The sequence below is a fragment of the Candidatus Oscillochloris fontis genome (assembly GCF_004138135.1).
GTDB lineage: Bacteria > Chloroflexota > Chloroflexia > Chloroflexales > Chloroflexaceae > Oscillochloris > Oscillochloris fontis.
In genome coordinates, this window is sequence record NZ_RYFD01000033.1 from 13,042 (window position 1) to 25,666 (window position 12,625).

The following is a 12,625-nucleotide window of genomic DNA, read 5'->3' on the forward strand; positions in this document are numbered from 1 at the left end:
TATGGGGGTGGGCGACTGTGTCGCCCACCCCCATAGATTTGTCGAATACACCCGCTCTTATGGGTCGGGTATAATACAGCCTCAGGCTCCCCAGGAAAGAGGCATCCATGGCATCCCAATCGCTCTACCGCAAATGGCGTTCACAAACCTTTGCCGAACTGATCGGCCAAGAACATGTCGTCCAGACGCTGCGCAATGCGATCATTGAGGAGCGGGTGGCGCATGCCTATCTCTTCACCGGCCCGCGTGGGGTGGGCAAGACAACGATGGCGCGCCTGTTGGCGAAGGCGGTCAACTGTACTGACCCCAACCCCGCCGCACGGCCCTGTGGCCAGTGTGCGGCGTGTGTGGCGATTGCCGAGGGGCGTGCGGTGGATGTGATCGAGATGGATGCCGCTTCGCATACGTCGGTCGAGGATGCGCGTGAGATTATCGAGCGGGTGCAGTTCCGCCCGGCGGAGATGCGCTCGAAGGTCTATATTATTGACGAGACCCACATGCTCTCCACGGCGGCCTTCAATGCGCTGCTGAAGACGTTGGAGGAGCCACCCGACCACGCGATCTTTATTCTGGCCACCACCGAGGTGCATAAGGTTCCTGCAACGATCCTCTCGCGCTGCCAGCGCTTCACCTTCACCCGCCACGGCATCGCGGCCACCAGTAGCCACCTGCACCAGATCGCCAGCGCCGAGGGGCTGCGCCTGGAGGCGGGGGTTGCCGAGGCGATTGCGCGCGCCGCTACCGGCAGTATGCGCGATGCGTTGGGCGTGTTGGAGCAACTCGCCTCGTTTGGGCAGGGCGCGATCACACTCGAACAGGTGCATAGCCTCTTGGGCATGACCGCCGCTGCCGAGGTGAGTGCGCTGATCGAGGCGCTGCTCAATGCAGATGTCGGTGCCGCCCTGCGCGCCGTGAATGGGGTCGCCGAGCAGGGTGCCGATGTGCGCCAGTTCACCCGCGATGTCGTTGAGCGCTTGCGCACGCTGCTGCTCTTTCGCGCTACCAATGATCGTTCGCTGCTCGATGTGGGCGAGGACGAACTGCGCAACCTAGAGGTGTGGGCGCAACACGCTGATACCGGCGATCTGGTCGAGTGGATCAAACTGCTGAGTGGGCTGGACTATCAGTTGCGCACGACCCCCTATGGCCACTTGCCGTTGGAGTTGGCCGTAGTCGAGGCGCTGGTGGCTCCCAAGCGCCCAGAGGTGAGCGTGGCCCCGCGCACTGCCTCCAAACGCACAGAGCCAGTGCGGCGCTCAGAGGCCGGTGTGTTAGCGTGGCACCCAGAGGCCGGTGTGCCAGTGGTGGCACCAGCGCAACCGCCCCCCCCAGATGTCGTAGTGGCTCCGATGCTTAGACCCGTCGATCTCGATGATTTTGCACCGTCCCCACGCGCATCGCGTGGACTAAGCGCCAGTCCAGAGGAGTTCCAGGCCGCCAATGCCGAACTGAGCCTCTTGGAGCGCATCGAGGCCGAATGGGACACGATCAAGCGTAATGTTCGCCCGCATAGCCCCACTGTGCAGGCACTCCTCAACAGCATCCGCCCGATTGATGTTGAAGGTAACACCATCGTTCTGTTGGCCACCTCATCATTCCATAAAGATAATCTCGAACGCGCCTCAAATACCAAACTGGTCGAGCAGGTGATCAACAAACAGTTGGGTGGCACGTTTGCCATCCGTTGCACTATCGAAACCAAAGCCGAAGCGCGCGATATTCGCGGCCAGATCCGGCATGCCCGTAATGACGAACATGTGCGGTTTGCCCTTAACATTTTTGATGCCCATATCGTTGATATTGAGGAAGAAGATGCGTAAACCTTGTCGAAATATCTTGCTTTGTGGTAAGCTATCCAAATTCGGCTAGATAGCGCAAGGAGCGATTCCATGAACCCACGTCAACTACAACAGATGGCCCAGCAGATGCAGCGCCAGATGCAGCAGATCCAGGAAGAACTTGCCGTTGCAGAGGTTGAGGGCAGCGCTGGTGGTGGCGCGATCACAGTCAAGATGAACGGGCACCGCGAACTCAAGGCCATCAGCATTTCGCCCGATGCGATTGATCCTGATGACGTGGAGCTGCTTCAGGATATGTTGATGGCAGCGTTTAATGACGCCTCGAAGAAGGCTCAAGAGATGGCCGAAAAGCGGCTTGGCCCGCTGACGGGTGGTATGAAGGGGATTCCGGGGCTGTTTTAATAATACAGAGCTTCCGGGAAGCTAACAGCTTCTCGGAAGCTGCCTACGGGTAAGACGTATGCGTCCAGAGAGCGCCATTATCGTTGAGCCGGTCGCCCGGCTGATCGAGGAACTGAGTAAGTTGCCGGGGATCGGTCCCAAGACCGCCTCGCGACTCACCTTCTTCTTGTTACGCGCCGAAGAGGGCCAGGTGCAAGCATTAGCCCAGGCGCTCCTCGCGATGAAGGAGCAGGTGCATTTTTGTAGCCGCTGCTTCAATATTACGGTGGCTGCGCTCTGCCCGATCTGCCAGGATACCAACCGCGATCAGAGTAAGATCTGTGTGGTTGAGGAACCCCTTGATGTGCTGGCCATCGAACGCACCGCTGCCTATCGCGGCCTCTACCATGTCTTGCACGGCCATATTGCTCCCTTAGAGGGGATCTACCGTGAACATCTGAAGATTGATGAACTCTTAGCCCGTGTGCGTAGCGAACCTGTTGATGAGGTCGTCTTGGCGATGAACCCCAACACCGAAGGCGAGGCGACTGCCTTTCTCCTGCTGCGCGATCTGGTTCCCCTCGGTGTGCGGGTGACCCGTCCGGCACGCGGCTTGCCGACGGGTGGTGATCTGGAATGGGCCGACCCGGAGACGCTTGGATCCGCCATACACGGTCGGCGTGAGCTATAGACCAAGGAATCATTCCTATGAGCCTAAACGAGATTATCAATGAGGCGATCAGTACGACATCGGGCGCGCTCTTTGCCGGCGTAATCAGTACCGACGGACTAGGGGTGGAGATGGTCTTCACCGAGAGTGATGATCACTTGGATTTGGAGTTGGCGGATCTGGAACTGAGTAACCTCGCCGCAGCCGCAGCGGCCGCTTCCGAGCGGATTGGATCGGGCCAATTGCTCGATCTGATGCTGGAGACGGAGGATGTGACCTACTTGACTAGTGCGATTACGCCTGGTTACTATGCTTTGATGGGGGTTGACCCCGATGCGAGTTTGGGCAATGCGCGCTTTGCGGTGCGGCATATGGTGAGTCGGATTAAGAAGGAATTGTAGGGGAACTGTTCACACTTCATCCCGTAAGGGCGAAGCATCGCCCGCCATGGATCAGGGGAACCCGAACGAGGTTGGCGGGCGATGCTTCGCCCCTACGGCGTAATACTGGTAGCCAGCCGCTCCAGTGCAACACCAGGGTCATCACAGAGGCCGACATGCACTTCCGAGGGTTGGATGACGGCGCTGCGGGGGGCACTCAGCCAGCGGAAGCGTTCGTGAGCGGGGAGTTCGCCAATTGGGCCTGCTGCTCGCCCTCCGGCGCAGATGATCGGGATGTGTTCGAGCTGCGTGTGCAGGGTTTCGAGATCCAGATTGGGCGCCAGTGCCGCTAGTCGGGTCGGCTCGAAGATGAGACGGGAAGCCAAAAAGCGGCGCTCGCGGCAGAAGAGCACCACCCCAACATTGATGAACTCATCGCGCTCGACGCGGGGGACGGCGCGGATGAGGGTGTACTCATAGGCGCTGCGTGCGAGCATGGGCCGCCTCCTCAACAAAGAGTCGCGGGGCTTCAATGCGCTGGGTGAGGTACGCGCCATACGCGGCGCGGTCACTTGCAGCCTCCAACCAAGTATCAGGGATGGCGGCGATAATCGTGGCGATCAACTCCGGCGTGATCAGTGGGGCGAGTGCGGCATCGGCAGCAAAAAGATCACCGGCCCCGGCGAGCAGGATGTGGTCACGGATGGGCGCGAAACGCCCCGTCGCACGGGTATGCCAATCGGCCCCGCTGTGGTGGGTATAGAGCGCCGCCCCGTGGTCAATCAGCCAGAGTTTGCGGTGCCAGAGCAGCATGTTGGGGTTGCGCGGCGTGCGATCCACATTGGTGATGTAGGCATCAAACCAGACAATCTGCGCGGCTACGTCGGGGGCGACCTGGGCGGTATTTAGCGGATCGAAGTTGAACGACCCCGGCAGGTAGTCGAGCGCCAGATTGAGTCCCGCACTACGCACCACCAACTCCTGAATCTCAGCGTGGGGTTCGTTCCGCCCCAGCGCCCCATCAAAATCCACCAGCACCAACTCAGGTACCGGCAGACCCAGGGCACGCCCGATCAGCCCGCCGATTAGTTCGGCGATCAGCGCCTTGGGGCCTTGGGCTGCGCCGCGAAATTTGAGGACATACATCCCGTCATCATCGGCCTCGATGATGGCCGGGAGCGAGCCGCCTTCGCGCAGCGGGCGCACGTAGCGGGTAGCGGTTACGGTGCGGATCATGGGAATACCTGTCTGAATATGTAGAGTCTCGCAGCGCAGTATAGCATGCCGAGATGGATGGATCGCGCTTCGTCCCTGCTGGATCTCAGGTATACTCAGAGGGCTGAACCCGTCACGTATTCCTGTGCAGGAACGAGATACTATGTCTGAAATCATCCTGATCAATATCACCGGCAAAGACCGCCCTGGGCTGCTGACGCGCATCACCGGCGTACTGGCCGAGCACGATCTGAATGTCCTCGACATCGGGCAGGCGGTCATCCATGATTATATCTCGCTGGGCTTGTTGGTGGAGATCCCGGCCCCCCAACATGTCTCTTCCATGATCAAGGATCTCCTCTTTACCGGCCATGAGATGGGGATTGAGGTGCGTTTTCGCCCCACGACCCTCGAAGACTACGAGGCGTGGGTGCATGAACAGGGCAAGTCGCGCCATGTGATCACGCTCTTGGGGCGCAACCTGAGCGCGGCCCAGATCTCGCGGGTGGCGGCGGTCTGTGCTGCCAACCACCTGAATATTGATGTGATCACCCGCTTAACCGGACGCTCCTCGCTCCGCAACCCGGTGCGGCTACCCAAAGCCTGTGTGCAGATGACGGTCAGTGGACATCTCGCCGATGAAGCCGCCATGCGTCGCCAGTTATTGCCGCTCTCGCTGGAAATCGGGGTGGACATCTCCTTCCACGCCGATGACATCTACCGCCGCAATCGGCGCCTGGTGGTCTTCGATATGGACTCGACCTTGATCCAGGCCGAGGTGATTGACGAGTTGGCCAAGGAGGCCGGGGTTGGCGCGGAGGTCGCGGCGATCACGTCGGCGGCGATGCGCGGCGAACTCGATTTTTGCCAGAGCCTCACCCGGCGGGTCGCGCTGCTGGCCGGGTTGCCCGCAACGACTCTGGAGACAGTGGCGGCGCGCCTGCGCCTAACCGACGGGGCCGAACTGGTGGCCAGTACGCTCAAGCGGCTGGGCTATAAGATCGGGATTATCTCTGGTGGCTTCGACTATTTCGGGCGGCGTTTGCAGCAACAACTTGGCTTTGATTACATGCACGCCAATCAGTTGGAGATCATTGATGGGCAACTGACCGGGCGGGTGCTGGGGGAGATTATTGATGGGCCGCGCAAGGCGGCGCTGCTGCGCGAGATTGCCGCCGCCGAGGGCTTGCACCTTGAGCAGACGATTGCGGTTGGCGATGGGGCCAATGATCTGCCGATGCTCAGTATTGCGGGTTTGGGCGTGGCCTTTCATGCCAAACCTGTGGTGCGCCAACAGGCCAGCAGCGCCATCTCTGACATGGGCCTCGATGGCTTACTCTTTCTGATCGGTATTCGTGAGCGCGAATGGGTGTATCCGGAAGGGTAGGGGCGAAGCATCGCTCGCCAACCTTGTTCGGGTGCCCCTACCACATGGCGGGCGATGCTTCGCCCCTACGCGGGCTTGGACAAGCCCGCGTAGGTGGGCTTTGCATTACCTAGCCGGGGGCTTCAGCCCCACGGCAACCCGGCAAGGGAATAATGACGTGGCCCTGACCGCATCCCTATCTGGTATAGCCATTGTTCCCCCACTATGCTATAGTTCCCTACACTTCCCGTCACATAATCATGCTATCGCCACAATTATGACAATCAATCTGCGCTCCCTACGTGTACGCACGCTCCTCGCCATGCTGGCCATGTTGGTCGCGTTGGTGGCTGGCCTGCTCTTTCTGGCCGAGCGTATCATTGGGGAGAGCTTTGTCGAACTTGAAGAACGTACCACATTCATACGTGTAGAACAAGCAATAAATGCTATTGATAATAGTGTATTTAACCTGAGTCGTAGTACCCGCGATTATGCGTTTTGGGACAACACCTATGCATTTGTCGAAGCACCGAATGACGAATATATTGGAGAAAACCTAAACGATAGTGTCTTTATTGGCCTCAATATCTCATTGATGGCCATTATCAATCCTGCTGGTGAAGTGGTGCATGCACGCGCCTTTGATCTGATCACTGAAACAGAGATCGCCGTCCCCACCGAACTGCAAGATTTTACTGGCCCCATGGCGATCTTGTTGCAGCACGATTACGCTGGGAATGTGGAGCGTGAGCGCTCTGGATTGGTGCTCTTGCGCGATGGCCCCTGGCTGATCGCGGCACGCCCCATCCTCACCAATGAGATCCAAGGCCCCGCCGCCGGTACCTTGATCATGGGGCGGCGCTTGGATGCCCACGAGATTGAGCGACTGAGCGAGGTGACGCGCTTGCCGATGGTGATCACCCGTAGTGATGATCCCAATCTGGCTCCGACGTTGCAGCAGGCATTGAACCAGATCAATGCGGGTGCTGCGGTTGCGGTCATCCCACTTGATGACCAGCAGATTAGGGGTGTCAGTGGTATCCGTGATCTGTGGGGCGAGCCGAAGGTGCTGCTTTCGCTCGATCTGCCACGTGAGGTGTCGCTACTGGGTCGCCAAGCTACCGGCCAGTATACGCTGGCCCTGCTACTCGTTGGCCTGATCTTTGGTGCCTTGATCTTTGCAATGCTCGAACGCACCGTGTTGGCGCGTATCATCTCGTTGAGTAATCAGGTCGCTGCGATTGAGGCCAACCAAGTCGGGAGCCAGGTGATGCTGGTTGGCCGTGATGAGCTTGGGCATTTAGCCACCACGATCAACCAGATGCTGGGGCGCTTGGCCCAGGCTCAGCGCCGGATCGCCGAGAATGAGCGTCGCTATCGCCAATTGATCGAACTGACCCCCGATGCGATCATTGTGCATGATGGCCAGCAGATTCGCTACATCAACAGTGCGGGGCATCAATTGCTTGGTGCCGAGGTGCAGGTCGGGCAAGCGCTCGAACCCGCACTGGCGGCGGTGCTGCCCCAACCCGATGGGACTCCGATTCTGAAGGAGCAACGCATTACCCGCGCCGATGGGAGTGTGATCGAGGCCGAATTGCTGGCGCTCTCCTTCCTTGATGATGATACCGTGGCGACCGAACTGATCGTGCGCAATATCACCGAACGGAAAGAGGTGGAACGTACCCTGCGTGAGGCCAAAGAGGCCGCCGATTCGGCGAACCGCGCCAAGAGCCAGTTCTTGGCCACCATGAGCCACGAACTGCGCACGCCACTGACCTCGATCATCGGTTATGCCGAGTTGCTCAATCGCGCCCTCACTCCCATCGCCAACGATGAAGTCATGCACGATCTGCGCCGCATCCAAGTGGCCGGGGCGCATCTGTTGGCGATCATCAATGATGTGCTCGATCTCTCCAAGATCGAGGCCGGTCAGATGCATGTGCATTCCGCTCCGGTGCATCTCGATAAGCTCATCCAAACGGTAGTGGATAGTGTGCAGCCGCTGATTGCCCGCAATGGTAATCAGTTGACGGTGCAGGGTGTGGACGCTGCTGGCCTTATGGTGACGGACGAGGTGCATGTGCGCCAGATCCTGCTCAATCTGTTGAGTAATGCGGGGAAATTCACCGACCACGGTCAGATTACGCTGCGGGTCTTTGATGACGCGGCACGGGTGCATTTTGAGGTGCGTGATACGGGCATCGGTATCCATCCGAACCAAGCCCAACACCTCTTCCGCGATTTTGTGCAGGCCGATGCCTCGACTACCCGCAGATATGGTGGTACGGGCTTGGGTCTGGCGCTTAGCCGTCGTTTGGCGCGCTTGTTGGGTGGCGATATTACGCTGGAGAGTGCTTTAGGTGCGGGTTCGACCTTTACGCTGAGTCTGCCGCGTACCATGGAACTGGCGGAGAGTGAAGCGCCAGCGCAAATAACGGATTCGCGCCGCACGAGTGAGGCGATAACTGAGGATAGAACCCTGCAAACCCGGATCATCCTCGTGATTGACGATGATCCGGCGGTGCTCGATCTGGTGCCGCGTGTGCTGGCGCACCCCGGCTTGCACTTCGAGACGGCAACGAGTGGCGCGGAGGGCTTGGAGTTGGCAACTGCGCTCCTGCCCGATCTGATCATTCTTGATGTGTTGCTGCCCGAACTTGATGGCTGGGATGTCTTGCGTCAGTTGAAGGCCAATCCCGAAACGACCAACATCCCAGTGCTGATGCAGAGTATTGACCCCAACGCGGATCATGGCTTGGTGTTGGGAGCCGCTGGGGTGTTACACAAACCAGTAGATATGTTACGATTAGCCCAGGAGATGCGTACCCTCCTCAACCCCTCAACATCCCCCATGCATGTGCTCCTCGTTGAGGATGATGCCGAATTACGTGAATATCTGCAACGAACCCTGGAACAGCATGGCTGGCAGGTCAGGGTTGCTGGTGATGGGCCAACTGCCCTGAACCTCTTTGACCAACAACAGCCCAATTTAGCGATTGTTGATCTCATGTTACCGGGTATGGATGGGATTAGCCTGATCGCCGCGCTCCGTGAGCGCCCAGGAGGGGAAAGCCTCCCGATTCTGGTGGTGACGGCGAAGGATTTGACGGTTGCTGAACAGGATCATCTAAGCCGCTCGGTTGAGCAGGTTTTACATAAAGGGGCCTTCCGTGGTGATGATCTGGTGCGCTGTGCGCGCTCATTGGTGCAGATCAATCATGATGAGGGTTCCCGTCCATGAGGTACGCCTATGCCGCGTATTTTAGTTGTTGAAGATGACGAAACTATCCGCGAGATGGTGGCGACCTATCTGCGCCTCTCAGGGTTTACTGTAGAACTGGCCGTTGATGGGATTGATGCGCTGACGAAGGTACGTGGTACACAGCCCGAATTGATTATTATGGATATGGGGATTCCCAAGCTGAATGGCTGGCAAACAACCCAGCGCCTGCGCGCCCGTAAGGAGACGGCCCAGACGCCGATTATTGCGCTGACGGCCTATGCCTTGGATGAGGATCGCGAACGTGCCTTCAATGTGGGGTGTGATGCGTTTGAGAGTAAGCCGATTGATTTCAATAGCCTGATCGGGAAGATTCATACGCTGCTGGCACGTTCGAATACGCCGGTATGATACACGCCCTGTACCCTACGCTGCTATACTAGCTATGAAGACTCGTGCCTAGCACCACGGGCTAGAGATGTCTGTGGGGTATCTAGAAAGTAGCAGCTATACCGTGACAACGGATAACAAACTCATTCAATCCGACCTCGCCCACCTTATCCATCCGCTCTACCACCCAAGCGGCCACCAGTCGCCGAAGATCTGGGTCGAGGGGAAGGGTTCGATCATCAAAGATAGCGAGGGTCATACCTACCTTGATGGTCTCAGTTCGCTCTGGAATGTGAATGTGGGCCACGGGCGTGAAGAGTTGGCCGAGGTGGCCTACAATCAGATGAAGCAACTGGCCTACTATTCGACCTACACTGGTTCGACGAATCTGCCAGTTATTCAGTTGGCCGAAAAGCTGAGCGAGTTGATCTACCCCAGCATTAACCACTTTTTCTTTACGAGTGGTGGTGGTGAGAGTACCGAGTCGTCCATCAAGACCGCACGCTTCTACTGGAAGGTCAAGGGGAAGCCTGAGAAGGTCAAGTTCATTTCGCGCATGCGCGGCTACCACGGGGTGACGCTGGCGGCGATGAGTGCAACTGGCCTGACGGCCTATTGGCCCATGTTTGAGCCGCGTGTGCCCGGTTTCATGCATATTGAGTCGCCCTATCCCTACCGCTTCGTCAATCCTACTCCCGAACTGAGTGATGGGGTGGCCGCCGCGAATCTGCTTGAGGAGGCGATTCTGCGCGAGGGGCCAGAGACGGTGGCGGGTTTTATTGCCGAGCCGATCCAGGGGGCGGGTGGGGTGATCCCACCGCAGGACGACTACTTCAAGCGTATCCGCGAGATCTGCGATCAGTATGAGGTGTTGCTGATCTCGGACGAGGTGATCACCGGCTTTGGCCGCACCGGGCGCTGGTTTGGGCTAGAGCATTATGGTATCGAACCCGATATTGCCCAGTTCGCCAAAGGCATCACCTCCGGCTACATCCCGCTCGGTGGGATTGGTGTCTCCGATGCGATCAGCGAGGCGATCAATACCGTCGCCCCCGATAAGCGCTGGATGCACGCCTTCACCTACTCTGGCCACCCGACCGCCTGTGCGGTGGCGTTGGCGAATATCGCGATCATTGAGCGCGAGGGCATGGTGGAGCACGCCGCCGTGCAGGGGGCGCGGCTGATGGCCGGGTTGCAGGAGCTTGAGGAGATGCCCCATGTCGGTAATGTGCGCGGCAAGGGACTGATGGCGGGGGTAGAGTTGGTGGCCGATAAGACGACCAAGGAACTCTTCCCGGCCTCGGCCAATATTACCGTGCGCCTAGGCAACGAATTGATGCAGCGCGGCCTCTTCACCCGCGTCTTCAATGATACCGTGCTGCTGGCACCGCCGCTCTGCACCACCCCCGAACAGATCGATCAGATCGTGCAGATCGTTGGCGAATCGATAGCGGCACTGGGGTAATTGTAGGTTGCAAACGCCCCAAATTCTTTTGTTGTTGTTTACAACAACAAAAATCTTCGGGGGCGGCGTAGCCGCCTCCGAACCCCCACCAGAGGTAACATTGCCCATTCCTTGAGGTTGAGTATCGCCGACTATGCAGATCACCATACAACTGGCTTGGCTGGGTGAAGGCATTGATCGCTGGTTGCCTACGGTCGCCTTGATTGGCTTACTGGCGACGTTAGCAACCCTGATTGGGTTTGCGATCAGTGATTGGCGTGCCCATCGGCAGCGTAAGCCGCGCACTGGCTATCGTTACCGGCGCAGTGCGTATGATCGCTTTGCCTCTGGGGTAAGCTACCAGCGCCAGCATACTACCCCACCCGCACAGGAACCCCCTCCGCCCGTGCCTCCCCGCACTACCCTGCCCGCGCAGGATGATTCCGATGATCTGCTGCGCCAGTTGTTGGATATGTAGGGGCGGGGTCTGGGGCGTAGCCCTAAAGTTCATGTCAATGGGCGATGTGTCGCTCCTACAAGTTCCGCCCAGCGCGGAGGGTCGCCTCAGCGACCCATGCTTCGGCATTGATCGGGAGTTTCGTTGGGCCAATAATGGCACGTACCTGATCCACACTCGTCTCGGCGAGTTGGGCGAAGGTGGTAATACCAGCATCACCGAGGCGGCGGGCATAGGCTGGGCCAACCCCGTTGATCAGGGCTAGATCTTCACCCCGGTTATGCTTTGTAGACGCTTCGGTGCAGATCGCTCCTCCGCCAATCATCTGACTCCAGGCATACTCTTTGGGCTGGTTACGCCCAGCAAGGGCCATACTGATCGTCACATCGGCCATTGTCTTGACCACCCAATCGAAGTAGTGGGGCGTCAGGGCATTGACATCAAAGTTAGGGGCCGGATTCGTGAGATCAATCGCGAAGGGAATACCATCTTTGATCGCAAACTCGACGGTATTCATTTCATAGCCTAGCGCACGATTGATTCTGAGGGCGTTATCAACAACCAGATAGCCCTCTTCAAGCGTGAGGTAGTGGTCATCGCGGAAGTAGCGATTGGGCCAAGCGGCATTGGCATCGAACTTAATCGTCATCACATGCTCTTGGCCGATCACAATGCAGCGCACATACTTTTCCCAGGCGATATACTCCTGGAGCATCATACACTCAGCACCGGTATCGTTATAGGCGCGCCATAGTTCATCAAAGTTGTTGATCTTATAGACGCGCTTGAAGTCACCGTTGGTGATCGGCTTGAGGATCGCTGGGAAGCCGCCAACATACTCGACATGATCCTGCCAAGGGATGGGATAGCGCAGGTTGCGGAGTGCTTCCTCGGTAATACCGTCGGTGTAGGAATGGGAGGGCAGCGCGATAGTTTTGGGATGGGGAATACCGAGATTCGTGCAGAGACTTGCGCCGAAGAACTTATCATCAGCGCTCCACCAGAAGGGGTTATTGATCACCCGTGTGCCACTCAGGGCGGCAGTCTTGAGGAAGGTGCGGTAGTAGGGGATCTCGTGGCTGATGCGGTCAATGATCACATCATACTCGCACACCTCAGCCATGCGGGTTCCACCGATTTTGATAAACTCGGCGATCACCCCAGCATTGCGGCGGTTGACCTCCTCGATGAAGGCAGGCGGCCACGACCACTCACGACCAACCAACACGCCGATCTTTTTGGTGCTCACAGGCGTTCTCAGAATCTGCTCCGTCGTATACGCAGGTGGGGAGGAACCTAC

General features: G+C 58.2%; 12 protein-coding genes. 9 read left to right on the top strand and 3 right to left on the bottom strand.

The window, feature by feature from the left end:
- Positions 1–107 precede the first annotated feature (107 nt).
- The 4 genes from dnaX to EKD03_RS12735 all read left to right on the top strand — a co-directional run bounded on the left by dnaX (position 108) and on the right by EKD03_RS12735 (position 3,251).
- Positions 108–1,820, top strand: a complete 1,713-nt coding sequence (gene dnaX, locus EKD03_RS12720; RefSeq protein ID WP_129631271.1) for a DNA polymerase III subunit gamma/tau — start codon at positions 108–110, stop codon at positions 1,818–1,820.
- A gap of 69 nt (positions 1,821–1,889) precedes the next feature.
- On the top strand, positions 1,890–2,201 hold the full coding sequence (locus EKD03_RS12725) for a YbaB/EbfC family nucleoid-associated protein (protein WP_129631273.1): 312 nt from the start codon (positions 1,890–1,892) through the stop codon (positions 2,199–2,201).
- Positions 2,202–2,259: 58 nt separating this feature from the next.
- Positions 2,260–2,871, top strand: coding sequence for a recombination mediator RecR (gene recR, locus EKD03_RS12730; protein WP_129631275.1), 612 nt, complete (start codon positions 2,260–2,262; stop codon positions 2,869–2,871).
- Positions 2,872–2,888: 17 nt separating this feature from the next.
- A complete protein-coding gene (locus EKD03_RS12735) occupies positions 2,889–3,251 on the top strand; it encodes a roadblock/LC7 domain-containing protein (protein ID WP_129631278.1) in 363 nt (120 codons plus the stop codon).
- 92 nt (positions 3,252–3,343) lie between these two features.
- On the opposite strand, the gene EKD03_RS12740 is transcribed toward EKD03_RS12735, so the two are convergent.
- Both EKD03_RS12740 and EKD03_RS12745 read right to left on the bottom strand, forming a co-directional pair.
- Complete coding sequence (locus tag EKD03_RS12740) at positions 3,344–3,727, bottom strand: DUF3037 domain-containing protein (protein WP_129631280.1); 384 nt, start codon at positions 3,725–3,727, stop codon at positions 3,344–3,346.
- Entirely contained in the window at positions 3,705–4,466 is a 762-nt protein-coding gene (locus tag EKD03_RS12745; RefSeq protein WP_129631283.1) for a HipA family kinase, read from the bottom strand. Before EKD03_RS12745 ends, EKD03_RS12740 begins: the two co-directional genes overlap by 23 nt.
- Before the next feature lie 142 nt (positions 4,467–4,608).
- Between EKD03_RS12745 and serB the strand changes: the two genes are divergently transcribed.
- From serB to EKD03_RS12770, 5 genes are all read left to right on the top strand, one after another.
- Entirely contained in the window at positions 4,609–5,832 is a 1,224-nt protein-coding gene (serB, locus tag EKD03_RS12750) for a phosphoserine phosphatase SerB (protein ID WP_129631286.1), read from the top strand.
- 256 nt (positions 5,833–6,088) lie between these two features.
- The gene (locus EKD03_RS12755) at positions 6,089–9,055 is read left to right on the top strand and encodes a response regulator (RefSeq protein WP_129631289.1); all 2,967 of its coding nucleotides are present in this window, start codon (positions 6,089–6,091) and stop codon (positions 9,053–9,055) included.
- Between the two features lie 9 nt (positions 9,056–9,064).
- Positions 9,065–9,445, top strand: coding sequence for a response regulator (locus EKD03_RS12760; RefSeq protein ID WP_129631292.1), 381 nt, complete (start codon positions 9,065–9,067; stop codon positions 9,443–9,445).
- A gap of 103 nt (positions 9,446–9,548) precedes the next feature.
- Positions 9,549–10,889 (top strand): aminotransferase family protein, encoded by a 1,341-nt coding sequence (locus EKD03_RS12765; RefSeq protein WP_129631295.1) that lies wholly within the window; start codon positions 9,549–9,551, stop codon positions 10,887–10,889.
- 133 nt (positions 10,890–11,022) lie between these two features.
- Positions 11,023–11,346 (top strand): hypothetical protein, encoded by a 324-nt coding sequence (locus tag EKD03_RS12770; RefSeq protein ID WP_129631298.1) that lies wholly within the window; start codon positions 11,023–11,025, stop codon positions 11,344–11,346.
- Between the two features lie 55 nt (positions 11,347–11,401).
- Here the strand turns inward: EKD03_RS12770 and EKD03_RS12775 are convergent, their stop codons facing one another.
- The gene (locus tag EKD03_RS12775; RefSeq protein WP_129631301.1) at positions 11,402–12,574 is read right to left on the bottom strand and encodes a helix-hairpin-helix domain-containing protein; all 1,173 of its coding nucleotides are present in this window, start codon (positions 12,572–12,574) and stop codon (positions 11,402–11,404) included.
- Positions 12,575–12,625: the final 51 nt, after the last annotated feature.